Annotated in this window: 26 protein-coding genes; 16 read left to right on the forward strand and 10 right to left on the reverse strand. The window is 61.1% G+C overall.

Annotation, left to right across the window (positions count from 1 at the left end; all coding sequences use genetic code 11):
- Positions 1-21 precede the first annotated feature (21 nt).
- Positions 22-477, reverse strand: coding sequence for a cyclic nucleotide-binding domain-containing protein (locus NA8A_RS20505; protein ID WP_009452318.1), 456 nt, complete (start codon positions 475-477; stop codon positions 22-24).
- 54 nt (positions 478-531) lie between these two features.
- Positions 532-1,215 (reverse strand): response regulator transcription factor, encoded by a 684-nt coding sequence (locus tag NA8A_RS20510; RefSeq protein WP_009452319.1) that lies wholly within the window; start codon positions 1,213-1,215, stop codon positions 532-534.
- A gap of 155 nt (positions 1,216-1,370) precedes the next feature.
- Between NA8A_RS20510 and NA8A_RS20515 the strand changes: the two genes are divergently transcribed.
- The gene (locus NA8A_RS20515; protein ID WP_009452320.1) at positions 1,371-1,919 is read left to right on the forward strand and encodes a L,D-transpeptidase family protein; all 549 of its coding nucleotides are present in this window, start codon (positions 1,371-1,373) and stop codon (positions 1,917-1,919) included.
- A gap of 18 nt (positions 1,920-1,937) precedes the next feature.
- Here NA8A_RS20515 and NA8A_RS20520 read toward each other — a convergent pair whose 3' ends face one another.
- Positions 1,938-2,504 (reverse strand): peroxidase-related enzyme, encoded by a 567-nt coding sequence (locus tag NA8A_RS20520; RefSeq protein ID WP_009452321.1) that lies wholly within the window; start codon positions 2,502-2,504, stop codon positions 1,938-1,940.
- Between the two features lie 124 nt (positions 2,505-2,628).
- On the opposite strand from NA8A_RS20520, the gene NA8A_RS20525 reads away from it, so the two are divergent.
- Together NA8A_RS20525 and NA8A_RS20530 are read left to right on the forward strand one after the other, a co-directional pair.
- On the forward strand, positions 2,629-7,425 hold the full coding sequence (locus NA8A_RS20525) for an NAD-glutamate dehydrogenase (RefSeq protein ID WP_009452322.1): 4,797 nt from the start codon (positions 2,629-2,631) through the stop codon (positions 7,423-7,425).
- A gap of 155 nt (positions 7,426-7,580) precedes the next feature.
- Positions 7,581-9,023 carry an MFS transporter gene (locus tag NA8A_RS20530; protein WP_009452323.1) on the forward strand — a complete coding sequence of 481 codons (1,443 nt, stop codon included), beginning with the start codon at positions 7,581-7,583 and terminating at the stop codon, positions 9,021-9,023.
- 114 nt (positions 9,024-9,137) lie between these two features.
- On the opposite strand, the gene NA8A_RS20535 is transcribed toward NA8A_RS20530, so the two are convergent.
- Positions 9,138-10,484: a DUF2254 domain-containing protein gene (locus NA8A_RS20535; protein WP_009452324.1), complete on the reverse strand. Its 1,347-nt coding sequence runs from the start codon at positions 10,482-10,484 to the stop codon at positions 9,138-9,140.
- A 164-nt stretch (positions 10,485-10,648) separates the two neighbouring features.
- Here NA8A_RS20535 and NA8A_RS20540 point away from each other — a divergent pair, with 164 nt between their 5' ends.
- The 3 genes from NA8A_RS20540 to NA8A_RS20550 are packed head-to-tail and all read left to right on the forward strand — an operon-like array spanning position 10,649 to position 12,265.
- Positions 10,649-11,167 carry a MarR family transcriptional regulator gene (locus NA8A_RS20540; RefSeq protein ID WP_009452325.1) on the forward strand — a complete coding sequence of 173 codons (519 nt, stop codon included), beginning with the start codon at positions 10,649-10,651 and terminating at the stop codon, positions 11,165-11,167.
- Positions 11,164-11,925 carry a DNA alkylation repair protein gene (locus NA8A_RS20545; RefSeq protein ID WP_009452326.1) on the forward strand — a complete coding sequence of 254 codons (762 nt, stop codon included), beginning with the start codon at positions 11,164-11,166 and terminating at the stop codon, positions 11,923-11,925. The genes NA8A_RS20540 and NA8A_RS20545 overlap by 4 nt, the downstream gene beginning before the upstream one ends.
- Position 11,926: 1 nt before the next feature.
- Entirely contained in the window at positions 11,927-12,265 is a 339-nt protein-coding gene (locus NA8A_RS20550; protein ID WP_009452328.1) for a DUF6616 family protein, read from the forward strand.
- A gap of 5 nt (positions 12,266-12,270) precedes the next feature.
- On the opposite strand, the gene NA8A_RS20555 is transcribed toward NA8A_RS20550, so the two are convergent.
- Entirely contained in the window at positions 12,271-13,131 is an 861-nt protein-coding gene (locus NA8A_RS20555; RefSeq protein WP_009452329.1) for a DMT family transporter, read from the reverse strand.
- A gap of 190 nt (positions 13,132-13,321) precedes the next feature.
- Between NA8A_RS20555 and NA8A_RS20560 the strand changes: the two genes are divergently transcribed.
- On the forward strand, positions 13,322-14,752 hold the full coding sequence (locus NA8A_RS20560) for an aminotransferase-like domain-containing protein (RefSeq protein WP_009452331.1): 1,431 nt from the start codon (positions 13,322-13,324) through the stop codon (positions 14,750-14,752).
- Between the two features lie 74 nt (positions 14,753-14,826).
- On the opposite strand, the gene NA8A_RS20565 is transcribed toward NA8A_RS20560, so the two are convergent.
- Positions 14,827-15,414, reverse strand: coding sequence for a YdeI/OmpD-associated family protein (locus NA8A_RS20565; RefSeq protein WP_009452332.1), 588 nt, complete (start codon positions 15,412-15,414; stop codon positions 14,827-14,829).
- A 192-nt stretch (positions 15,415-15,606) separates the two neighbouring features.
- On the opposite strand from NA8A_RS20565, the gene NA8A_RS20570 reads away from it, so the two are divergent.
- The 5 genes from NA8A_RS20570 (at position 15,607) to NA8A_RS20590 (ending at position 17,964) form a co-directional block, all read left to right on the forward strand.
- On the forward strand, positions 15,607-16,227 hold the full coding sequence (locus NA8A_RS20570) for a DsbA family oxidoreductase (RefSeq protein ID WP_040673244.1): 621 nt from the start codon (positions 15,607-15,609) through the stop codon (positions 16,225-16,227).
- A 1-nt stretch (position 16,228) separates the two neighbouring features.
- Positions 16,229-16,549 (forward strand): DMT family transporter, encoded by a 321-nt coding sequence (locus NA8A_RS20575; protein ID WP_009452334.1) that lies wholly within the window; start codon positions 16,229-16,231, stop codon positions 16,547-16,549.
- 48 nt (positions 16,550-16,597) lie between these two features.
- The gene (locus NA8A_RS20580; protein WP_009452335.1) at positions 16,598-16,972 is read left to right on the forward strand and encodes a DMT family transporter; all 375 of its coding nucleotides are present in this window, start codon (positions 16,598-16,600) and stop codon (positions 16,970-16,972) included.
- Positions 16,969-17,484 carry a nucleoside deaminase gene (locus tag NA8A_RS20585; RefSeq protein WP_009452336.1) on the forward strand — a complete coding sequence of 172 codons (516 nt, stop codon included), beginning with the start codon at positions 16,969-16,971 and terminating at the stop codon, positions 17,482-17,484. Before NA8A_RS20580 ends, NA8A_RS20585 begins: the two co-directional genes overlap by 4 nt.
- A 66-nt stretch (positions 17,485-17,550) precedes the next feature.
- The gene (locus NA8A_RS20590) at positions 17,551-17,964 is read left to right on the forward strand and encodes a MarR family winged helix-turn-helix transcriptional regulator (protein ID WP_177203387.1); all 414 of its coding nucleotides are present in this window, start codon (positions 17,551-17,553) and stop codon (positions 17,962-17,964) included.
- Positions 17,965-17,987: 23 nt separating this feature from the next.
- Here NA8A_RS20590 and NA8A_RS20595 read toward each other — a convergent pair whose 3' ends face one another.
- On the reverse strand, positions 17,988-18,914 hold the full coding sequence (locus tag NA8A_RS20595; RefSeq protein ID WP_009452338.1) for a DMT family transporter: 927 nt from the start codon (positions 18,912-18,914) through the stop codon (positions 17,988-17,990).
- 241 nt (positions 18,915-19,155) lie between these two features.
- Here NA8A_RS20595 and NA8A_RS20600 point away from each other — a divergent pair, with 241 nt between their 5' ends.
- Entirely contained in the window at positions 19,156-20,046 is an 891-nt protein-coding gene (locus NA8A_RS20600) for a LysR family transcriptional regulator (protein ID WP_177203386.1), read from the forward strand.
- A 104-nt stretch (positions 20,047-20,150) separates the two neighbouring features.
- Here NA8A_RS20600 and NA8A_RS20605 read toward each other — a convergent pair whose 3' ends face one another.
- On the reverse strand, positions 20,151-20,924 hold the full coding sequence (locus NA8A_RS20605; protein WP_009452340.1) for a helix-turn-helix transcriptional regulator: 774 nt from the start codon (positions 20,922-20,924) through the stop codon (positions 20,151-20,153).
- 84 nt (positions 20,925-21,008) lie between these two features.
- On the opposite strand from NA8A_RS20605, the gene NA8A_RS20610 reads away from it, so the two are divergent.
- Entirely contained in the window at positions 21,009-21,713 is a 705-nt protein-coding gene (locus NA8A_RS20610; protein WP_009452341.1) for an SAM-dependent methyltransferase, read from the forward strand.
- Positions 21,714-21,762: 49 nt separating this feature from the next.
- Here the strand turns inward: NA8A_RS20610 and NA8A_RS20615 are convergent, their stop codons facing one another.
- Complete coding sequence (locus tag NA8A_RS20615) at positions 21,763-22,047, reverse strand: YciI family protein (protein ID WP_009452342.1); 285 nt, start codon at positions 22,045-22,047, stop codon at positions 21,763-21,765.
- A gap of 10 nt (positions 22,048-22,057) precedes the next feature.
- On the reverse strand, positions 22,058-22,657 hold the full coding sequence (locus NA8A_RS20620; RefSeq protein WP_009452343.1) for a TetR/AcrR family transcriptional regulator: 600 nt from the start codon (positions 22,655-22,657) through the stop codon (positions 22,058-22,060).
- Between the two features lie 243 nt (positions 22,658-22,900).
- On the opposite strand from NA8A_RS20620, the gene NA8A_RS20625 reads away from it, so the two are divergent.
- Together NA8A_RS20625 and NA8A_RS20630 are read left to right on the forward strand one after the other, a co-directional pair.
- The gene (locus tag NA8A_RS20625; RefSeq protein ID WP_009452344.1) at positions 22,901-23,686 is read left to right on the forward strand and encodes a helix-turn-helix transcriptional regulator; all 786 of its coding nucleotides are present in this window, start codon (positions 22,901-22,903) and stop codon (positions 23,684-23,686) included.
- Positions 23,687-23,814: 128 nt separating this feature from the next.
- Positions 23,815-24,354 (forward strand): YbhB/YbcL family Raf kinase inhibitor-like protein, encoded by a 540-nt coding sequence (locus tag NA8A_RS20630; RefSeq protein ID WP_009452345.1) that lies wholly within the window; start codon positions 23,815-23,817, stop codon positions 24,352-24,354.
- The last annotated feature ends 153 nt before the right edge of the window (positions 24,355-24,507 follow it).

Consider the following 24,507-nt stretch of genomic DNA (forward strand, 5'->3'; position numbering starts at 1 on the left):
AAAAAATGCTCCGGCGAGGCCCTATCTGATCAGCCGCGAAGCCGTTGCTTCCATGCGAGCGATCATCGCCTGAAGGTTCTTCGAAATACGCCGGTGCAACAGCACTGCCGTTTCGGGGAATTCTTCGAGAATGCGATGGAAGGTGGAGCGGCTCAGGCGCACGAGACGGGTTTCGCTTTCGGTCATCGCACTGGTGAGGCGGCGCCCCTCCGTGATGAGGGCGAGTTCGCCAAGGATTTCGCCCGGTCCGAGCTTGTCGACGACCTGCCGTCGCTCTTCCTGTTCGCTGAACAGGACCACGCTGCCCGAAGCGATGATGAAGGCACAATCGGCAGGAGCCCCTTCCGCATAGATATCGCGTCCGGCTCCGAGTGTCATGCTCTCGGCGCCGAAGGCTATCAGGCGCAACTGCTCCCGCGTGAACCCTTCAAAAAGACCCACGCCGGACAGAACGCGTATGTCATCGTCCAGCGCCATTTGCGTCGTCCCCGACCCGTTCCCTCACATCCCTGCGCGCCGTCATGGCGCCCCTCAGGGAACGAGCTTGTAACCACCGCTTTCTGTCACAAGAATTTCAGCTTTGGAAGGATCGCGTTCGATCTTTTGCCGGAGGCGGTAGACATGCGTCTCGAGCGTGTGGGTGGTGACGCCCGAATTATACCCCCAGACCTCCTCCAGGAGCACGTCGCGGGTGACGACCTTCTGCTCGGCGCGATAGAGGTATTTGATGATGGCCGCTTCCTTTTCCGTCAGGCGAATCTTGCCGCCGCGCTCGTCGATCAGAAGTTTCTGGGACGGCTTGAACGTGTAGGGGCCGACGCTGAAGGTAGCGTCCTCGCTCTGTTCGTGCTGACGCAGCTGGGCGCGGATGCGGGCCAGGAGAACGGCAAAGCGGAACGGCTTCGTGACGTAATCGTTGGCGCCCGCTTCCAGCCCAAGGATCGTGTCCGAATCAGTGTCCTGCGCGGTCAGCATGATGATCGGTGCCCGATAGCCGCCCTTGCGCAGGAGTTTCACCGCCTCGCGCCCATCCATGTCCGGCAAGCCGACATCCATGATGAGTATGTCGACGATCGCGTTGCGCGCCGTCTGGATACCCTTGGTTGCAGTGGCTTCCTGCAGGATGTCGAATTCCTCGTACAGCGCAAGCTGCTCCACAAGCGTGGCGCGGAGGTCTTCGTCATCATCGACGATGAGAATGGTGCGTGACGTCATGCTTCAGTCCACTATCCAGGAACTCGGAGTTCGTTCGAATGGAAATGCCGGATTGACCATTCCAGCTTTATGCGGAACGTGACAGTGCGAAAAGACCATGGCGAACATTTGTTCCACAGGGCAACAGATAAGCCAAGAGGCGGGGATTTCGAGACATGAGTGAAAAAGCCGGCAAAATAATCGGGCTGATCGAGGTGCGGCGCAGGCCCGGGCGGCCGAGCCAGGGGCTCGTCAATGCCGGCGGGCTCGTGTTTCGTTGCGCCCTGGGGCGGGGTGGGACGACGATGCTGAAGCGCGAGGGGGATGGGGCCACGCCCGTCTGCGAGATGCGTCTGCTCTACGGGTATTTCCGTGGAGACCGGGCCCCTTGCGGCCCTCCGCCGTCACGGTTTGCCATCCGTGCCATTGCTTCTTCGGATGGTTGGTGCGACGCGCCGGGGGACCGGAACTACAACCGACCGGTGAAGCTGCCTTATCCGGCAAGCTGCGAGGAGATGCGCCGTCAGGACAGGCTTTATGACATATGCATGGTCAGCGACTGGAACATGAGGCCCGCCATTCGGGGGCGTGGAAGCGCCATTTTTTTCCACATCGCAAAACCCGGTTTTCCACCGACAGCGGGCTGTATCGCCATCGAACCGCGCGCCATGGCCCGTCTCCTGCCGCTGATCGGGCCGCAGACCCGAATCAGGGTGTATCGCTGAAGCTGCCTTCGCCGGACCTCAACGCGCCATGGCGTGATACTCGTGGTTCGGATGCATGTCGACGGCGGCGGCGAGACGGTTCGACATGTTGAAGAAAGCGGCGACCGCCGCGATGTCCCAGATGTCGCGCTCGGAAAAACCGGCATCGCGCAGTGCCTGGCGGTCTGCCTCCTCGATCCTGGCCGGTGTCTCGGTCAGCTTTACCGCAAAGTCGAGCATGGCCTTCTGGCGCGGATCGAGCCTTGCCGCGCGATAGTTCATCACCATCAGCTCACCCAGTTCCGGGTCGCCGGAAAGCTGGCGCACGGCCGCCCCATGCGCGGCGAGACAATAGAAACAGTGGTTCACGCTTGACACCGCAACGGCGATCATCTCGCGTTCGAGCTTGGTGAGACCCGAATCCGCGAGCATCAGGTCATTGTACATTGCGGTGAAGGCGTTGAGCTTATTCTCGTCGAATGCATAGGCCAGAAGCACATTCGGGACGAGACCGAGTTTTTCGCGACATTTGTCGAAATAGGCCTCGGTTTTCTCGCTGAGACCCTCCAAAGGGGGCAAATGAAGCGCTGTGACGGGCTTTGACATGGCTTGGATACCCTTTCGAGAGGAATAACGGTGTATTCAGCCTGCACGGAGCAATGACGGGTCGTCAAATTGCTTTCGTCTGCATACGATAGTCATGGCCGGTCAACCAACAGGGATTTTTCGAATGGTCGCCAAGGCAAAAACCTCCAAAACCTCTGGAAAAAGCGGGACCAAGGGCAAGGTCGGAGGTGCCGAATGCCTGTATCAACTCATTTTGTCGCGTGCACCGTCGGAGGACCTGAAGTCCTACGATGACGCGGCGCTTCTCAAAACGGCGGAGGTGGCCGCCCGGACGGTGGCTGCACATCTGCCGGGCGAAAGCGTGTTGCGGGTGGACAACGATACCGGCATCGAGCGGCTCGGCCGTCCGGTAACGGTTGTCACCGTTGTCAACGACAACATGCCGTTTCTTTTCGATTCCGTGATGGGAGAGCTCAGCGACAGTGCCGGCGAACCGAGCCTGGTGCTGCATCCGGTTCTCTTCGTCAAACATGAAAAGAAGGGGGCAGCCGAGATCGTCGGAGACGCCTCTTCAGCAAAGCCGTCGGGCGATGTCGACAAGGTCAGCCTCATCCATGTGCATCTGCCGCGCATGTCCGACGACGAATGCAAGGCGCTGGAGAAGCGGCTTGGCAAGGTGCTGAAGCAGGTGCGCGCGACGGTGGCCGACTGGAAGCCCATGCTGGCGCGTCTCGACCAGGAAATCACGGAGCTGCGCTATGCGCCGGTGCCCCTGGAACAGGACGCCGTGGCCGAGGCCATCGCTTTCCTCGAATGGTTGCGCGACGACAATTTCACCTTCCTGGGCATGCGGGAATTCCGCTACACGGGCGGTGAAGAGAACGGAACCCTGGAGCGCGCGGACAAGAAGGGGCTTGGGATTCTGGCAGACCCCGACGTGCTGGTGCTCAGGCGCGGCACGGAAGCGGTGTCGACGACGCCTGAAATTCGTGCATTCCTGCACGGTCCAGACCCCCTGATCGTGACGAAGGCCAATGCCAAGTCGGTGGTGCATCGTCGCGCCTATCTCGATTACATTGGCGTCAAGACCTTCGATGAGAAGGGCAAGCTTACGGGCGAATTGCGCATCGTCGGGCTCTTCACGTCTTCGGCCTACACGCATTCGGTGATGAAGATTCCCTATCTTCGCTCCAAGGCAATGGCGGTTCTCGCCAAGTCGGGCTTTGCGCCGACGGATCATTCCGGCAAGGCGTTGACGAATGTGCTGGAATCCTATCCGCGCGACGAGGTTTTCCAGATCGGCGTTCCGATCCTGCGCAAGCATGCGGAGGCGATCCTGGCGCTTGGCGAGCGGCCGCGCGTGCGCGCGCTCTACCGGGTTGACCAATTCGACCGTTTCGTCTCGGTGATCGTCTTCGTTCCGCGCGACCGCTACGATTCGGCGGCGCGCGTGGCAATCGGCAACTATCTGAAGACCGTGTTCCAGGGGCGCCTGTCCGCCTTTTATCCGGCTTTTCCGGAAGGATCGCTGGCGCGTGTCCATTTCATCATCGGCCGGTCGGGCGGCAAGACGCCACGCGTCGAGCCGGATGTCCTGGAAGAGGGTATCCGCAAGATCGTTCGCACCTGGGACGACGCATTGCAGGAAGCGGCGGAGGAAACCGGGGCGGATCCGCGTTTTGCCCGCATCGCCGCAGCCTTTCCCGAAAGCTACCGGAATGGCTTCTCCGCCGAGACGGCGCTGGTGGATGCCGAGCGCATGGCCGTGCTTTCGCCTGAAAACACGATTGCCATCGACTTCCATCGTCATGAAGACCAGGCCGACAATCAGGCCGCGCTCAAGATTTATCATTACGGCACGCCCGTGCCGCTGACCGAGCGTGTTCCGCTGTTGGAAAACATGGGCTTCCGGGTCATCAGCGAGCGCACCTTCGAGGTGGGCGAGGACGATGACGCGGCTGCGCAGGTCTTCATCCACGACATGGAACTGGAGAATGCCTTCGAAGGGTCGATCGACCTTGCCGATGGCGGTGCATTGTTCGAGGAGATGTTCCTTGCCGTGTGGCGGAACGAACACGACAATGACCGCCTCAATGCGCTGGCCCAGACTGCGCGGCTCAGGGCGAGCGAGATCGCCATTCTGCGCGCCTACAGCCGTTATCTGCAGCAGGCTGGCATTCCGCAGAGCCAGGATTTCATCGCGGCGACGCTGAACCGCTATCCGCATATCGCGCAGAAGCTGTTCTCGCTGTTTGTGACGCGTTTCGATCCGGCCACCGCCAACGGTAAAAAGGCGGGTGAACAAGCGCATGCCATCGAAACGGCGATCGAGGACGATCTGGACAAGGTGCCCAATCTCGATGACGACACGATTGTCCGGCGCTTCCTGAACCTGATCCACTCCACCTTGCGCACCAACCATTATGCGCCGCGTGAGGAGGGGGGCGCTCGCTCGCTGGCTCTGAAGCTGGATTCGCGCTCGATCACGGGGCTGCCGCAGCCGCGTCCATGGCGGGAAATCTTCGTCTACGGTCAGGAGGTCGAGGGGGTTCATCTGCGCTTCGGCCCGGTGGCGCGTGGCGGCCTGCGCTGGTCCGACCGGGCGCAGGACTATCGCACGGAGGTGCTCGGCCTGGTGAAGGCGCAGCAGGTGAAGAATGCCGTCATCGTGCCGGTCGGTGCGAAAGGCGGCTTCTATCCGCGCCAGCTGCCGGCCGGTGGAAACCGGCAGGAGATTTTCGAGGCGGGGCGTTCGGCCTATATCAACTTCGTCTCAAGCCTTCTGTCGCTTACCGACAATCTGGACGGGGACAAGGTTGTGCCGCCTCAGGGTGTCGTGCGCCACGACAAGAACGATCCCTATTTCGTGGTGGCGGCGGACAAGGGCACGGCGACCTTCTCCGATACGGCCAACGCGATCAGCCAGGCACATGGTTTCTGGCTCGACGATGCTTTCGCTTCGGGCGGCTCGGCGGGCTATGACCACAAGAAGATGGGCATCACGGCGCGCGGCGCCTGGGAAGCGGTGAAGCGGCATTTCCGCGAGATGAACCGTGATATCCAGACGGAGCCCTTCACGGCGGTTGGCGTGGGCGACATGTCGGGCGATGTCTTTGGCAATGGCATGCTCCTTTCGACCTGCACCAAACTCGTGGCGGCGTTCGATCATCGGGATATCTTCATCGATCCCGAACCCGATCCCGCCATTGCCTATGCGGAGCGCAAACGGCTGTTCGACCTGCCGCGCTCAAGCTGGCAGGATTACGATCAGTCGAAACTCTCCAAGGGCGGCATCATCGCCTCACGTTCGCAGAAATCGATCACGCTCAGCAAGGCGGCGGCAGAGGCTATCGGCCTCGACAAGACCACAGCCTCGCCGACGGAGATCATGATGGCGATCCTCAAGGCCCAGGTCGATCTTCTGTGGTTCGGCGGCATCGGCACCTATGTGCGGGGCAGTGCCGAATCCAACCAGGATGCCGGCGACCGCGCCAACGATCCGATCCGCGTGACCGCGCGCGAGGTGGGGGCGAAGGTCATCGGCGAGGGTGCCAATCTCGGCATGACGCAACGCGCGCGCATCGAGTTCGGCCTGAAGGGCGGTCACTGCAACTCCGATGCCATCGACAATTCCGGCGGCGTGAACTCCTCCGACGTGGAGGTGAACATCAAGATCGCGCTGGCGGCGGCGATGCGTGGCGGCGGGCTGCAACGGCCTGCGCGCAACAAGCTGCTCGCCGAGATGACGGAGGAAGTGGCCGGGCTGGTGCTTGCCAACAACTACCAGCAGACGCTCGCCATCTCGCAGGTGGAACGCCGCGGCCTGACGGAGTTGCCGCATCAGGCACGCATGATGACGCTGTTCGAGCAGCGCGGCCTTCTCGACCGGGCGGTGGAATATCTGCCGGGGCCGCAGGAACTCGCTGAGCGCGAAAGCCGGGGCGAAGCTCTGACGCGCGCGGAGATCGGCGTGTTGCTCGCCTATGCGAAAATCGTCCTGTTCGACGAGATCGTCGCGAGCCGGGTGCCGGACGAGCCGCATCTGACATCCGATCTTCTGGGGTATTTCCCGGACAAGATGTCGGGGAAATATGGGGCCGAAATCCGCGAACACCGGCTGCGCCGCGAGATCGTTGCGACGGAGCTTGCCAACAATATCATCAATCGGGGTGGTCCGAGCTTCGTCACGAGGTTGCAGGATCTCACCGGTCGCCCATCGGCGGATATCGTGGCGGCCTATACCGTCGTTCGCGAGGGCTTCGAGCTGCCGGCGCTCTATGCGGCAATCGATGCGCTCGACAACAAGATCGACGGTTCGGCTCAGCTTGAGCTCTACCAGATCCTGTGGCGGCTCATCTATTCGGCGACGGCCTGGCAGCTCAAGAACGAGACCGCACATGCTCCGCTCGGCGAACGGGTGGAGCGGTTGCGCGCTGCGCGCGCCGCGCTGGAGCCGAAGATGATGTCGATGCTTCCCGCCGTGATCCGAGAACATGTCTCGACGCGGAAGGGACAGCTCGTCAGCTCCGGGGCGCCAGAAGCGCTGGCGGGCAAGCTCGCCTTCCTGGAGGTCACCGAAATGGTGCCGGATATCGCGCTGGTGGCCGATCGGGCAGGCGCGGATCTGCCCAAGGCGGCCAAGGCGTTCTTCGGCATCATGGAGGCGTTCAGGATCGGGCGCATCGAGGAGGCGGCGAGCGCTCTCGTTCCGACCGACTATTATGACGGTCTGGCGCTGTTCCGCTCCATGGACATGATCAATGCCGCGCGACGGGGAATGGCGCTGGCTGCGCTGTCAGAACATGGCAAGGCCGACGATCCGGCTTCCGCCTGGGTGGATGCGGGGGGCGAGCATGTGATGCGCGTGCGCGACAGGCTCCAGTCTCTGGTGGAAGGCGGTGAAATCACCGTTTCCCGCCTGACGGTCGCCTCCGGCCTGATGAGCGACCTGAGCCTCTGAGGGACGAACTGACACCCACCGCCCCGCGTGACGGGGCGGTGGCGGTTCCCTCAGCTTCCGTGGAATAATTCGCTGGCGAATTGCCGGCGTGTCGCCGCCGCCTTTCCTGAGCGGAAGAGGGCAGTTGCGCCCGATGGAGTGTGAAGGAACGCAAGATGAGCCATGAAGCCGCTGTGCCCGAAAAGGCTTCCGGTCCCGATATCCAGCCGCCGATTTCCGTTCCCCGTCGGGGCATATGGGGCTGGATGCTTTTCGACTGGGCGCAGCAGCCATTTCACACGCTCATCATCACCTTCGTGTTCGCGCCCTATTTCGCTTCCGCCGTTGCGCCGGATGCGGCGCGGGGGCAGGAACTGTGGGGTCTGGCCACGGGCATTGGCGGGCTCGCCATCGCTTTGTCCTCGCCCGTGCTCGGCGCCATCGCCGATGCCACGGGCCCGCGCAAACCGTGGATTTTCTTCTTTTCCGCCCTGGGTATTCTGGCCTGTGCATCCCTGTGGTTTGCAACACCAGGCGGCGAGCATATCACGCTGGTGCTGATCGCGGTGGCGCTGGCGGTCATCGGCATGGAATTCTCGGCGGTCTTCAACAATGCGATGATGCCGGACCTCGTGCCGCGCTCGGAGCTTGGGCGTCTTTCGGGCTCGGCCTGGGGGCTCGGCTATGTGGGCGGGCTGTTATCGCTGATTCTGGTGCTCGGCTTCATGGCTGCCCAACCGGATACAGGCCGCACGTTGCTGGGACTGGAGCCGATCTTCGGGCTCGACGCGGCCATGCGCGAGGGCGACCGGGCCGCAGGGCCGCTGACGGCGTTGTGGTATGCGGTTTTCGTCCTGCCGATGTTTCTTTTCACGCCTGACATTGCGCGCCGGCAAGCGGCAGCGGGCGCGGTGCGCGACGGGCTTGGGCGTCTGCGCCAGACATTGCGCCGCCTGCCGCGTGAGCGCAGCTATTTCAGCTTTCTTGCCGCCTCGATGTTCTACCGGGATGCGCTCAACGCGCTCTATGCCTTCGGGGGCATCTATGCAGCGGGCGTTCTTTCCTGGTCGATCACACAGATTGGCCTGTTTGGCATTCTCGCCAATGTTACCGGCGCCATAGGCGCCTGGCTTGGCGGGCGCATGGACAAGGCATTCGGCCCGAAGGTCGTGGTCAGCCTGTCCATCGTCATTCTGACGCTCTGCTCGCTGCTCGTGATTTCAACCACGCGTGAGGAAATCCTGTTCATGCCGCTGGCGGGCGAGGGGATGCGCAACCTGCCGGATATCGCCTTCTTCGTGGCGGGGGCATTCATCGGGGCTACGGGCGGCTCCATTCAGGCCGCCTCGCGCACGCTTCTGGTTGATCAGGTGCCGCGCGAGCGGGTGACGGAAGCCTTTGGGCTTTATGCGCTCTCCGGCAAGGCGACGAGCTTCATCGGTCCCTTCGCGATCTCGCTGGCGACCGGGTTCTTCGCTTCTTCCGCATTCGGGTTTTCGACGGAAGACGCACAGCGGCTCGGCGTGGCCCCCATTGTGGCCCTGTTCCTGATCGGCCTCGTGCTCCTGCCTTTTGTGAAGAGCTGGCACAAGGAACCGACACCAGGTGATTCCACCTGACTGTAAAATGCGCTGGAGCGGTTCATCGTTTCATGGAAACCCTGAACCGCTCTATCTCTTTGTTTTTCCACATTTGTGCAGACGTCAGGTGATTCCACCTGACTGCAAAATGCTCTAGCCACGCGCCGTGCCCCGTCCGCGCGAGGCGCGTTTTCTGGGCGCGGCGTGGGGTGCGTTGGCAGGCGTCTCGCCAGCCTGTTTCCGCACATTGCGAATGGCTTCGCGCAACCGGGTTTTCTCGCTTTTGAGGACGAGTGCTGCCTCGGCATGCTCCTGGGCGCGCCTGGCTTCAGTGAGTGCGGCGTCGTGAAAGTCGCGGTCGCCCATGCGGCTCAGCGCCAGCAGGGCTTTTTGCAGGCGCAGTTGCACCTCGACCATGGCTGCGCCATCGCGAGCTATGGGCATGAAACCGTCCTCGAACATGTCGCGCGTTTCCAGCATTGGCACATGCACCTGTGGAAAGCGGGGCTCTTCTGGCTTTTCGTGGACGTCGTCGCCTGCCCAAAGGCTCATCAGGCGGACCAGGCGGCCGATGACGTCGATGGCCGTACCCGGGTCGTTGACCGCCGGTGAGAGCGCGCGTGAGGCAATCTCGCTCATTACGGCCAGGCCGAAGCGCGGATCCTGATCGAAACTGCGTTCGCGCGCTATGGTGAAAGCGTTGCGCACATCCTCCAGAGTGTCGCCGTCCTGTTCCGTATTGCGTGCGTTCACGCGCGCCAGCGTCGTATCGGGGTAGACGAATGTGCCGGGGATCGCCGCAAGGAAGATGTCTTTATCGATCTTGCCGGCCAGGCGTGAGAGCGCGGCCATATCGACATGCTGGATGTAGCCGATGGCGTTGGCGCTGACATGCTTCGCCGCGGCGGGAATGGCACGCCTGTCCTTCAACGGGGTGCCGCCGAGATAAGGCAGTTCGAGCCGTGCCTCGATGGCCTGCCGTGTTGCTTCCTCGACGCGATCCGTCGTTTCGCCGACGCGGCCGAGACGGGTCAGATGGTCGATCCAGCGCAGGAGCGACACCACGATGAGCACAATCACCCCTACTGTCACGAAGAACAGGATGACACGACCGCGGTCGCCATAGGCGCCGGTTTTCAAGACGACGATGCCTACGATGCTGAACAGGAACGAACCAATAAAGGTGGACAGGACATTCTGCGTGACGCGGTCTTCCATCAGGAGCTTTGTCGCACGCGGGGTGACATTGCTGGTCGCCGAACCATAGGCGGAGGTCATAACGCTCAGCGAAAAAGTCGTCACGGCCAGCATGCTGGAGGCAATGATGTTGAGAATGCTGTCGACAGCGTCGGCGCCGATACTGCCTGGCAGGCTCCATGGCACGAAGCGTTCGACTACCGCTGCCAGGATCGCCGCGACCACGCCCAGAACGCCGATCAGCGTGGCGCGCACCCAGAGCCGCCGGGTCAGTTGCTTTAACATCCAAAGCCAGCGCGGCATGGTCCCTCCCGCTTGTCGTCAGCCTCACAATGAAGGCTGCTCTTCCGCAGATTGTAAAGAAAAACAAGCTTCTCAGGTTCCCATGCAGGTGGGCGTACAAAATTCACGAACAGAGCCTTGCATCCGCTTGTCAAATAGGGTGTCGCCATATAATAAGGCACCTTATGATAAATCTCGATCAAAAGTATGCTGCGCTTCTCGGCCATGCCGGCGACGATGGGGCGGGTTTCGCGGAGGGGATGCGCCTGTGCTTCGAGGTGCTGGCGCTTGCCTCGGCCATCGATGGCGATTGTGCTGCCCGACTTGGCGTTCATGGGCTTTCGGAAGGCAAGTTCGTTCTTCTGTTTCTGCTGGAGCAGGCTGACGGGGAGCTCTCGCCGCATGAGCTCGCCGAACGCGCAGGCGTAACGCGCGCAACGGTGACGGGCTTGCTGGACGGGCTGGAGCGCGCGGGACTGGTGCGCCGCTGTGCGCATGAGAGCGACCGTCGCAAGCTGATCGTGCAACTGACGCCTAAGGGACGGCAACTGGCGAAGGCATTAACGCTTGAGCATAGCCGCTGGATCGGAACGCTTTTCTCCGACTTCACATCCGAGGAGCGCGCTCTTCTCAGGCGGTTGCTTGGCCGTGCCTATATGCGCACGGACGCCGGGTCCCGCGAGATGGAGGGGCCGAACCCATGAGTGTTCCTGTCGCACGTCGTCAATTGCTGCAATCCGGTCAAATGGAAGCTGCGACATTGCAGGAAATCCTGTCGGTCGATTTTGCCGCACTTCTTGAAGCGGTGCTGCCCGAGCTTGCCCAACAGCAAGCCGATGCGGTGCGGGAGATTGCAAGCCTGGGAATTTCCGCGCGCATGACACGGATGGGAAAGCTGCTTCTGGCTAACCTCAGCGAGGAAGAGATTGCCGGACTCCAGACGCAACGGAGCGATACGGTGCGCGGTTGGGCCTGCTTCATCATCGGCGCAAGGGATATGGGCCTTGCCGCGCGGCTTGCTGCAATCAGGCCGTTTGCCGACGATCCGCATTTCGGTGTGCGCGAATGGGCGTGGCTTGCCGTCAGGACAACCATCGTGCTGGAACTCGACGATGCACTTACGCTTCTGGCGGGCTGGAGCCAGGACCCATCCGAAAGGGTCCGACGCTTTGCGAGTGAGGCCACACGTCCGCGCGGCGTCTGGTGTTCTCACATCGCTTCCTTGAAGCTCAATCCCGAGCCGGGCCGCGCGATACTTGATCCGCTGCGGGACGATCCTTCCACCTATGTGCAGGATTCCGTCGGGAACTGGTTGAATGACGCCGCGAAGTCTCAGCCGGGCTGGGTTCGCGCGCTGGGTGCTGAATGGCTGGCGTCTTCGCCGACGCCTGCAACACAGCGCATTGTGCGCAGGGGGCTGCGTTCCATCGACACGATATCCAAACCCAAAAGGAAACAGTGACGTGAGCTTCACATTGATCGAACTCTATTCGCCCCGCGCAGCATGGCTTTCGCTGGATGCGGAAGGGCGCAACGAGGTCTTCGCCCGTATCGGTGCTGGTATGGGAGGGGTTCTGGCGCTTGGTGTCGAGCCGATTGCCTTCGGAGCGGTGGACAGCGCGGTGCCGCACGCGCCCGACGCATTCTTCTTCGGTGCATGGCGGGCTCCGGATCGTGCTGCGCTCGATGCCCTTGTGGCGGGCATCGCAACCACCGGCTGGCATGACTATTTCGAGACCGTCAATGCCGGTGGGGAAACCGTCGATCTGACGGCGCATCTCGGGCAGCTGGCTGCGGCCTGATTTCCTCAGGCGAACCGGCGCGCCAGCACGACGCAGATCATAACGAGGCCCGTGGCGGCTATCATGCCCAGCGCCACGGGCTCCCCGAGGACGAGGCCGGCCAGTGCCAGTCCCAGAAACGGCTGGAGAAGTTGCAGCTGGCCGACGCTTGCCGTGCCGCCAAGCGCCAATCCCCGATACCAGAAGACGAAACCGACGAGCATGCTGAAGACGGAAACGTAGGCCAGCCCAAGCCAGGCGGGCAGGCCGATGCCCGCCCAGGTGGAGGGCAGCGTGGCCAGCGCGAGAACCAGCATGAAGGGGGCTGCCAGAATGAGCGCCCAGGATATGACCTGCCAGCCGCCGATCCGCCTGGAAAGCGCGGCGCCTTCCGCATAGCCGAGACCGCAGACAAGAACCGCAGCCACCATCAGGAGGCCACCGCTGAGCGAGGTGCTGCCGTCTGAGGAGAGGGCGAAGCCTGCGACAATGACGCTGCCCAGTATGGAGAATACCCAGAACAGGGGCTTTGGCCTTTCGCCGCCGCGAAGCACGCCGAAGATCGCCGTCGCCAGCGGCAGCAGGCCGATGAAGACGATCGAATGTGCGGAAGTGATCCGCTGCAATGCAAGTGCGGTCAAAAGGGGAAAGCCGACGACGACGCCCAGCGAAACGATGGCCAGTGAGGGCAGGTCTCTCCGTTCCGGTTTGCGTTGGCGCAATGCGATGAGCAGTGCGGCGCCGAGCAGTGCGGCGATGGCTGCGCGGGCGGATGTGAGGAAGAGCGGCGAAAACCCCGCAACGGCAACCCGCGTTGCCGGCAACGATCCGCTGAAGATGATGACGCCGAGCAAACCGTTGCCCCAGCCATTTCCCGTATTTGTCATGCGCTTCCCGACAGGTGGTTTCAGTTCACTCGCCTTGCCGCATTCCAGGGCGTCGAGGTGACGCCGTTTCGCTGTAACGCATCAAGCCGCTAGAGGATTGTCGGTTTGTGCTTGGAAGAAACAGGGACAATCCCATACAATTCGGTCAAACTGTATCGGTGTGATACTCAATACGGCTGATGAGGATGCGATGAAGGATCGGGGTGCTTCCCGCACTGAAGCGGTGATGGATGCCATTCGTTCCAGGATTGCGGGCCGGGCCCTGTCCTCCGGCGACCGATTGCCGTCGATCCGCAGCTTCGCGGCGGCGATGCGCGTTTCGCCCTCCACTGTGGTGGAGGCTTATGACCGGCTGGCGGCCGAAGGCCTTATCCGGGCACGGCGCGGCTCAGGCTTCTATGTGGCTTCGTCGGCCCTGCCGCCATTGACGCTCGGTGAAGAAGGGGGAGGCCGTATCCCCGAGGTGGACCCCTTCTGGGTTTCGCGCCAATCGCTGGATGCGGATCCCGATGCGGCAAAGCCCGGTTGCGGCTGGTTGCCGCCATCGTGGATGCCGGAGGCAGCCTTGCGCCGCGCGCTCAGAAATCTTGCCCGAGGCGAAAGCAGCTTGTTGACCGATTATGGAGGAACGCGCGGTGCGGTCGCGCTGCGCCGTCTCCTTCTGGCCCGGCTTGTGGACGAAGGGCTTCAGGTTTCCGGTGAAAATCTCATGCTTACGGGCTCGGGCACGGAAGCGATCGATCTCATCTGCCGCTATGTTCTGAGGCCGGGCGATACGGTCCTTGTGGACGATCCCTGTTATTTCAATTTCCGGGCATTGCTGCGGGCGCACCAGGTTCGTGTCGTTTCCGTGCCCTATACGCCGTCGGGCCCGGATGTGGAACTGTTCGAGGCTGTCCTCGCACAGGAGGGCCCCAGGCTCTACATCACCAATTCGGCGCTGCATAACCCAACCGGGGCGACGCTTTCGCCGCAAACCGCCCATCGGGTTCTCGTGGCCGCTGCGGCCCATGACGTGACAATCGTGGAGGACGATATTTTTGCGGATTTCGAGCCGGAGCCGTCCGTCAGACTGGCGGCGCTGGATGGGTTGAACCGGGTTGTCCGCATTGGCAGCTTTTCCAAAACTCTCTCGGCCTCCATGCGGTGCGGCTACATCGCGGGCGCCATGGAGCATATCGAGACATTGGTCGACCTGCAGGTAGCCACCCGTTTCGGCGGGCCCAGCCCCATGGTGACGGAAGTGATTGCCGATGTGCTGTCGGCGGGAAATTATCGCAAGCATGTGGAGGAGTTGCGCCGCAGATTGACAGGCGCGCGCCGCGCGGTGGGCGACAGGCTGCGGGCGATGGGCATCGAGCCCTGGCTGATGCCGCGCGGCGGATTCTATCTCTGGTGCCGTCTGCCCGAGGGTTGCGATTCCACAGCAATGGCGCGGGCGGCGCTGGCGGAAGGGCTCGTGCTTGCGCCGGGCAATGTGTTCAGCGTTTCGGAGAGCGCCTCGCCCTTCCTGCGCATCAATGTCGCCCAGTGCGCGGATGAGCGTATCTGGGGCATCATGCAGAGATCGCTCAATGCGTGCAGCCAGAGCGAACCGGGAGCCGCAGTCCCGGGACGGTGATATCACCCTTCCCCGAAGCGGTATCATGGTCTGAGGTTTGATTTGTGGGGAATTCAAGTGGGGTGCAAATATCTCTAGCGGTCGTGCATGCCTTTGCCCTGGAGAATGCGCGGTGCGGCTTTCTCGATCCGTGCAATCCGCGTCGCCGGTTGCTTGGCCTGGGAGAAGTGCAGCACATAACCGCGCCGCCGCCCCGGCGTCAGATCTTCGAATGCCTCGCGGAATTCCGGGTCTGCATCCAGCTTGTCGGCAAGTTCTTCCGGGTATTCCAGATCATCCTTTGCAAACTCCACTTTCAGGCCGGCCTTCTCGACCTCTATCGCCCGATCCAGATAGGTTCTCAGCGTGTCTTTCCGTTCGGCGATGGCGGAGGTGCTCGTGAAGCAGATCATGCGCATGGAACGCGAGTTCTCGCCCGGCGCGGTCAAAAGACCTTCGTCATCTTCAAGCAGGGCGCCCTTGAAGAACGCCAGCGCGCAGCTTTCCTTCAATCCCCACAGGGTGGCGACATTGCCGCCTTCGAACGTGTAGCAAGGCGAATTCCATTTGTAGTCTTCGGTGAGGGGGCCTTCGAGAAGGATGGCGCGCAGGGCCGCGAGTTCAGCCCTCCATTTCCCGGCTTCGTCAAAAAAAGCTTCGATCTTCATATCGGGATCGCTCATCCGCCTGCTCCTCATTTGCCTGCCCTCACGCCATTTTCGATTGTCCTGCAGACGACCCGGGCTGTCCACCTGTCGCGCAATCGGCGGTAGATCGAAAGAGCAATTCGTCTTTAATTGCATGCGCATGCAAATATCTTGACGGACGGCGTGTCAATCTATATGTATGCGCATGCAATTAAATGGGATGAATTGATGAACACCGTCACGGTTTATGCCGATTATGTCTGCCCGTATTGCCTGTTGGCGGAGAGCGTTCTTTCCGAAGCAATCGGGCAGCGGGATATCGCCATATCCTGGCGGGCGTTTGAGCTGCGTCCGGAGCCGGTTCCGACGCTGAGGCCGGAAGGCCCCTATTTGCCCGACATCTGGAAGAGATCGGTCTATCCGCTCGCTGCAAGGCTCAATGTTCCGATTACGCTGCCCTCGATCTCGCCCCAGCCCAGAACAGCGCGTGCATTCGAACTCCTGATCATGGCGCAGGATGAAGGACTCGATCACCTCTATTCGATGCGGATCCTGCGGGCGTTCTTTCAGGAAAATCGCGATATCGGCGATCCTGAAGTTCTGATCGAGCTTGCCTCGGATGCGGGGCTCGACCGGCAGGCTGCCCGTCATGTGCTGGAAAGCCGTGCCTATGCGGCGCGCCATGATGAAGCGTTGCGTCACGCCCGCATGGATATGGCGATTACGTCCGTTCCCACGATTGTCGTCGGCAATCGTCTCTTTCGCGGGACGCCTTCACTCGGCGACCTGAACGAGGCGGTCGACTTGCTCCAAAGCCCTAAGGGCGAACCCACACGAAAGGACAGATGAAATGAGCTGGGTCTATCTCGGAATTGCCGTGGTCTTCGAGATCGCGGTTGCACTAAGCGCTGGGAAAGCAAAGGGTTTTACCAGGTTCTGGTGGACCATCGCGACGCTTGCAAGCGGTGCCGTCGCCACCTTTTTTCTCAGTCTGGCGCTCCTCACATTCGATGTCGGGGTGGGATACGCGATCTGGACCTCCGTTGCAGGCGTGGGGATCGTCGTTCTGGGCGCACTTTTCTTCGGGCAGCAACTCAACTGGAAAAAGATAATCGGGATCGTTCTCGTCATCGGCGGCGTGGCTGGCCTGCGCCTGAGTGGGGCAGCCTAGGGCGTCCTACCGATTTTCCGCATCTCTGCTTTTTGAAAGGAACAGAATATGACAGCGACAGATCAGAAGAGCCCGGGCAATGGCCGGGCATGGGCCATGCTGCTTCTTGCCGGTGTATTCGAGATCGGTTACGCGCTGAGCGTTGGCGGCAGTCAGGCGTTCACCGTTCCGAGCTGGTCGATAGCGGCCCTCGTCTTTTTCCTGCTGACGCTCTATTTCCTCAGCGGCGCCCTGCGATCCATCGATGTGGGGATAGGCTATGCGGTGTGGGCCGGCATCGGTTCGGTCGGGGCGGCCGTGTTCGGCAGTGTGCTGCTCGACCAACCGCTCACCATCGCGCAGACCTTCTGGCTGGCGGTGATCATTGCCGGCGTCGTGTGGCTGAAGCTGGCCGACAGCATCAAACTGCAAGGGCGGGCATGATGTCCGCCGATACCGAAATCCCTTACGAGCAATTGATGGAAGAGGTCGTTGCCTCCTCCCTGGACCATGTCCTGCATGGCGGCATTCCCTTCAGCGCCTTTGTCGTCGACAGAGACGGGACCGTTCTGGGGCGAGGGGTCAACCATGTGCGGGAACGTCACGACCCGACCGCGCATGCGGAAGTCGAGGCTATACGAAATGCCTGTCTCACCCATGGGCGAAGCCATCTTGCCGGCGCCACACTTCTGGCTTCGGGGGAGCCCTGTGCCTTGTGCTATATGAGCGCGCATTTTGCGGGGGTCTCGCAAGTTCTGTTTGCCGCAGACCGGCATGAAGCGGCTGGCTTCGGCTTCGATTACAGCGGATCCTACAATCTCCTTGCGCACGATCCGCAGCTATGGCGCGCACCTGCAGCGAGGGCGCTTAAAGTGGCCGGGGCGCTGCGCCCATTCGAGGCATTTCGCGATGGAGCGCGGAGAGGAGAGCCGCTGGGAGGGCGCGTCATCCCTTGAGATGATACTTGCATGAGCATACACGTGGGGAAGACGCCGCCGATATTCGTGGGAGCCATTCCGATCATGTCCAAGAATAGCGACGCCTGGTTCAGGCTGACCCAGATCGTGGCCACCGTGGAAGCCGAGCTCGGGAAGGCTCTGCAGGTTGAGCACGGGCTTGGCCTGTCCGAATATCGCGCCCTTGAGGCCCTTTCGCGCTCCGCGGATTCGGAACTTCGCATGCAGGAGCTGGCGGCGCATCTGCATCTGAACCAGAGCTCGGTATCGCGCATGGCCGAGCGCCTGGAACGCGAGGGGCTTGCCATTCGCGATCTCTGCCCTGACGACAAGCGCGGGGTCTATACGGTTCTCACCGACAAGGGGCGTGCGCGTTTTGAAAATGCGCGGTCGGATTTCGAACGCACGCTGAATGCGGCTCTTGGCGAAGGGGAGTGGGAAGAGCTTCTGTCGGCACGACTTGTCGCCAGGGGCGATTGAACCCGTATCGGTATCTCACGGTACTATGTTGAGGGCTTGGCGCGTCCAGTCGCGTCCTGGTCGATGCCCACATGCTGCTTGCTCCTGACGAGGGCAATGCCCGATGCAATTACAATCGCGAGGCCGACAAACACCCAGACATCCGGCATGTCCGCGAAGACAAGATATCCAAGGACCGCGCCCATTATGATTTCCGTGTAGGTGTATGGCGCTATGATGCTCGCGCGTGCCCCTTCGAAAGACTTGATGATCAACAGGTGGGCGAGCGCGGCCACGATGCCGGTTGCGATCAACAGAAGCCATTGCGCGGGAAGCGGATTGATCCAGTGGGGAACGACCGCGAGAGACGCGATCACACAACCTGCAAGGCCGGTATGATAGACCGACACCACGGCGGGCGTCTTTGTGTCGATAAAGTGTGTCAGTAAAAGGAACAGCGCATAGAAAATGCCTGCAAGCACTCCGGTCAGATAAGCCCAATGCCAATCGACCAGTGTCGGTCTCATGGCGACGAGGATGCCGACAAAGCCCAACAGGACCGCCAACCATTGAAGGGGCGAGACTTTTTCTTTCAGGAAAACGGCGGCCATCAATGTCAGTATGAAGGGCTCGATAAACCACAGGGTGAGAGAGGTGGTCAGGGGAAGATAGTGGATCGTCACATAAAACAAGCCAACGGCGGCAAATAGCGCCGCGCTGCGGGATAAAAGCATTATCGACAGGGGCGGCTTCAGCACACTCGGGCCGTGGACCATTGCGGAGTATGCGCCTGTTGCGATGCAGTGGAAGAAGAAACGCCCCCATACGACCTGGATGAGGGGCAGGCTCAGCGATAGATATTTCGCCATGATGTCGGAGAATGGCAGGACCTGAAGTGCCGCGACGATCGTCAGAATTCCGAGCGCTTCTCCGGAAGGGCGGTTTGCCGTTTTGATGTTGCCGTGAAGCATCTTTATGGTTCTCCGCAGGCTGTGCATCGAACCGAGATGGACCGCCGACCCCGTATGCAATGCTTGTGAAAGGAGCGTAGCGACGAACCCCGTGCGGGAGAAATTCGTAAGGCTGATAAATCTATTCGGCAGGTGAATAGGCCAGGGGCGTCGCCTCCGGTTTGTGTAATGCTGGTTCCATGGCACAATGATCCGCCTATGCGCTCCACCGGGAGCAGATGTGATTGCCGTGGAGGATACGGTGCTCCAGAATATTGAGACCAGCCTGCTCAGGACTTTTGCGACAATCGCGGAGACCCGTAGTTTCACACGCAGCGCGCAGCTTCTTTTCCGCACGCAATCCGCCATCACCATGCAGATGCAGAAGCTTGAAGACGTTCTGGGCTGTAAGCTCACCTACAAATCAGGGCGCACTATTCAGCTTACCAATGAGGGCGAGGCACTTCTGCCTTATGCGCTTGAAATCCTGCGCCTTAACGATGCGGTGCAGTCCGATATCAAGTCCATGAGGCGGCATTCAGAAATCCGGGTCGGCACATCCGACGATTACGCGGTGATCCTTCTGCCGCGCGTATTGGAAGCCTTTACGCTAGAGAATCCGGACATCACCATGACGATTCATTGCTCCAATCGCGATCAGAATATCGAGAAGCTCAAGAAGGGTGAACTGGACATGGTTCTTGCCCCGTCCACTCTGGGAGAGCAGTTGGGAGAGACCCTGCGCCTGGAAAGACTCGTGTGGGCCGGGGCGCCCGAGACCCAGATTGGGCACGATGCGCCGGTTCCGCTGACTGGTTTTCCGGTTGGCTGCATCTGCCGCGATCTCATGATCCAGTCGCTCAATCAGAACAATCGGCAATGGAGATTCGTGTATTCGAGCAACAGCATTGTCTCCATTCACTCAGCCATCCTTTCGGGGCGTGTCGTGTCCGCCGTGGAAGAAAGCACGGTTCCGGCGGGTGCAGATATCATCGACGGCAAGTTTGGCCTCCCATCGTTGCCACAGGTGAAGATCTCCGTTCTCCGCGGCACGGACCGGAGCAATCGCGCCTGCAATCGATTTTACGAACATTTGAAAGCGGGTCTTGGACCGGTCTCCGGGAGAAGCGCTGAAGCGCGGCTGGTGTCGTAGTCTGAAGCGAGCTTGGCGGACTAGCCTGAAATGGCCCGCCTGCAATGTCTCGCCAACTTAGCGGGGCGCCCTTCGAATTAGGAGGCGTCATCTATTTCGGCGCTTCATGGGACTGCACCCTGCGTTCTGGTGTGCACCGGCGGGCAGCCGAATCTTCTTGAGAAGGCCCGGGAAAACGCTGCGGCGCTGCCGAAGCCGACCTTGGCGGCAACGGATTTGACACTGTATCCGGAGCGCAGCTCCGCGCGCCCCAGCGCCAGACGCCAACCATTGAGATAGGCGGCAGGCGGCAGACCGACCGTTCGTTTGAACGCCGCGATGAACTGTCCGCGCGACATCTCCGCCACGGCAGCAAGATCTGCGATCTGCCAGTTTCGTGCAGGGTCGTCGTGCATTGCTACGAGACTTGCATGAAGCCGGGGATGGGCCAGCCCGGCCAGCAGACCGGCATCGACCGTGCCTCTTGCGATTGCCTTGCGGATCGCCAGAACAATGACGATTTCGCACAGGCGCGCCTGAACCGTGCCCCTGCCGCAGCGGGTCACCTCAACCTCGGCCACGATCAGGTCGGAAAGCCCCAGAATTTGCGGCTCATCGGCCAGCTGGAACGACAATTCATCGGGCAGTGCACCAACCAATGGATTGGCGCTGCCGCCAAATTCAACCCTGGCGGCGGCAAACAGACTGGCTCCGTCCGGCAGACTGCAAGTCGATCGCGCCCGGTAGATGAGATGGCTCGGTCGGCCGCGACCGTCTGCATCGAGAATCACGAGGTTCGCAGCTTCCGCCACGTCGCAATGGGTGGCGCTCAGGGGAAAAGCCTTCAGAAACGCGGTCAAACGATCATGCTTTTGCGGGAGGCTTGAATTTTCGATCATGTATTTACTCAATATCCTGATCCAAAATCTCTATCCTGAACGGTAGTGGCACGCCAACCCGTTTGAAAACAAAGACGAGACACCATGACAAAGGATTCCGCCGCCAAGTTCGATGCTTCCCGCGCCGGAGAGTATGCGCGCCAGAGCCGGATCGCCCTGGCGGGTTACGACGCTTGCCATGAGCTTTCCGCTTGCATGCTCTCCGCCAGCCTTGGCGAAGGCAGGCAGGCGCGGGTGCTGGTTGTTGGTGCTGGAGGCACGGCTGGAGAAATCATCGCTGCGGCGCGCCTGGAGCCGGATTGGTCCTTCATTGCAGTGGACCCGTCCGAGCCCATGCTTGATCTTGCGCGCTTGCAGCTCGCCAAGGCCGGGCTTTCCGACCGCGTGGAGAGCATTCTCGGTTCCGTCGCCGATCTGGACGCGACCGCTTCATTCGATGCCGGGATCATGATCGGCGTTTTGCATCATCTGCCCGGCGCCGCCGCCAAACATGATATCCTGTCGCAGATCGCCAAACGGCTGAAGCCGGGCGCACCCCTCGTGCTCGCGGGGAATTACAGGGCTTACGCATCGCAGCCATTGTTCATGGCGGCCTGGGCGACGCGCTGGCGGATGAGCGGTGCGGAGCCGGATGAGGTACACGCCAAGATGGGACGGATCCTGCAAGGTGCGGAGCCGCCCGGATCGGAGGAAGAGGTGGCCTCCCTGCTCACCGAGGCCGGTTTTGAGGAACCTGTCCGTTTTTTTGCGAGCCTGTTCTGGGGCGCCTGGCTCACGCATCGCATGTAGAGGAAGCGCGCGCGGACAGCCCCTCCGGGGGCATCACCATATCCGTCACTCAGCCCTTCAGAAAGGCGAGCCGTTCGTCTGTCCGTCCCGGCGCAATTGCGAGGATTTCTGCGCTGACGATACCCTGGGCAACGAAGGGATCGTCCTTAACCCGTGCCTCGATCTCTTCGGCCGATGCATTGTGCGCAAGGATTGCACCACCCGCCTTCGGCTTCAGGCTTCCAACCAGTAGGAATACGCCGTCGTCGAAACCGCGTCGAATCCAGGCATTGTGCCCATCCATGAATTGCGGCGCTCTGGTCTTGTCGGCAAAGCGGAGGGTAATGACGAACATGATGGCTCCATCAGGCGGGTTTGCGGGAATCGGACGGTGATGCAGGCAGGCACTGGGCTTGCAGCCAATTCTCCATGTCTGCGACCTCTCGGCGGATGAAATCCTCATCCCGAAAGGCGGTCGAAAGCGCCGCGACACCCTGGCTGCGCATCAGGATGTGGAGAGCCAGCGCATCCGCATCGGCTTCCCTTCCCAGAGCGCAGAATTGCCGGGCGAGCCAGTCGCGAAACAGGCTGAACAGAAAGGCCGCATCGCCCCTTGCGGCATGATCGAGTTTTGCCAGTTCGTTGCAAAGCGTGCCGACCGGGCAGCCATGCGCCATGATTTTCGTGCGGTTGGCGACGAGAACGTTGGCGAAGCTGCGGATGCGTTCGGAGGGCGACGGCATGGCCTCCTCCCAGGATTCCAGCATGGCGCGGGTGGCCGAAACGCGCCGGGCGATAACGGCGTCGAGTATCTCGTCCTTGGTCTTGAAGTGGTAATAGAAATTGCCGCGCGACAACCCCACATCGCCGGCTATGTCGGCAAAGGAGGTCGCTTCGAAACCGTTCTCGTAAAAGAGCCGGTCGGCAGCTTCGACGATGTGCCGGCGGGTATCGCTCGCGCCCATATCCATTCTCCCCGGTCCCGGTCTGCATGAGAATGCAGCGCTCATCATGTTCTAGGACAATTGACCTAGCGATGTTTAGGGCAAATGTCCTAGAATGGCAATATGGTAATGCGCAATGTGTTGCCCTGAGCGATGGGCAGATAGGAGGACGGCCAGCACACCGGGCGGTGCCTCATCGTGTTTGACCGCTGCGGCGGTTGGTATATTCGTGTTCGTGGCGCAATGCCTTGCGGAGCCAGCCGGATGACCATCGACAAGACTGCAGGAGAGGTGACCGTGTTCACCATCTCGCAGGCGACAGCCGCCACCTTCGCCGATCTTTACATCGACCAGACATTCCTCTGTTTTGTCCGCTCGGGGACAAAAAGAGTTCTCTGTCCTATCAATGGCGAGCTCATCGCCGGGGAAGGAGACCTACTTGTTTTTCCGTCCGGATCGTTCGTAACGCTGGAGAACAGGCCGCTGCGCAATGCGGCCTACAGGGCGGAAGGCGTCTGCTTCGCGCATGATCTGATTGCTTCGGTTTTCACCGGGCCGGCCCATTTGGAACGGGGAGCGGTGTCGGCGGAGAGAATGACGGGTATTCGCGTCATCCCTGCGGAGTTGCGCAGCAGCGAGAGGATGCTGGCCCAGATCCGGGAAACGATCGCATGCGCAGATATCCCTGCTCCTATTCGGCGCCATCGTTTGCTGGAACCGTTGATCTGGTTGCGTCATCTGGGCGTGGAACTCGACCCGCCGCAGGACAACCGGCCGGTCAGCCGGGTGCGGCGGCTTCTGGAAACCGATCTCACCCATCCCTGGCGGATATCCGAAGTTGCCCGGCATTTCGGCATGAGCGAAGCGACGATGCGCCGCTGGCTTGCCGAATCCGGCCATGCTTTCTCGAAGATATTGCAGAATGCCCGTCTCGAACGGGGATTGGTCCTGCTTCAGACAACGGATGTGCCCATCTCCCGTATCGCTCTGGAATGCGGCTTCAGCACGCATCGCATTTCAGCGATTCATTCAGGAAACGGTTTTCGATAGCGCCGAAGTGTATCAGATCGACTGCTGAATGAGCGATTTTCGATAGTCTTTGATCGTTCCCCGAAGGTGCTGGGCACTCGGTTTGTGTATTCCGAGATTGTCCCTTGTTCAGAAGGAAAGGATCGGACATGCGTATCGTGATCGCTCTTGCCGGCATCGGCGCCATCTTGTCGGCGCTGCCGGCTGTGGCGCAGGATTTTACCCTCACAAGCAGGTCAATTGCCGAGGGCGCTCAGCTCTCCAACGATCAGGTTTTCAAGGGTTTTGGCTGCGAGGGTGGTAACACCTCTCCGCAGCTTGCCTGGGTCAATCCGCCCGAGGGCACAAAGAGTTTCGCCGTGACCGCTTACGACCCCGATGCCCCGACGGGATCGGGCTGGTGGCACTGGAACGTCGTCGACATTCCCGCCTCGGTGAGCGAGCTTCCCTCCGGAGTCAGCGGTTCCATGGACAATGGCGCCACGGAGCTTGCGAACGACTTTGGCGTGAAGGGCTTCGGCGGAGCCTGTCCGCCTGCAGGTGAAGTGCATCGCTACATCTTCACCGTCCATGCCCTCGGCGTCGAGACGCTGGACTTGCCCGCGCATGCAAGTAACGCCCTGGCGGGCTACATGATCAACGCCAACTTGATCGGCACGGCTCACATCACCGCGATTTACACACGCTGAAGAAGCCCCTTGCGGCGCCTTGGCCAAGGCGCCGCGGCCCTTGAAGGCCTGCTTTTATATACTATTGATATCACTTGACTTTTAGTTTTGCAGCCGAGATGGGACGAGGCTGCGGAATGAAGAATTACGTCTGGCCATAGTCCTCGACAAATC

The sequence above is a fragment of the Nitratireductor indicus C115 genome (genome assembly GCF_000300515.1).
GTDB classification, from domain to species: Bacteria; Pseudomonadota; Alphaproteobacteria; order Rhizobiales; family Rhizobiaceae; genus Nitratireductor; species Nitratireductor indicus.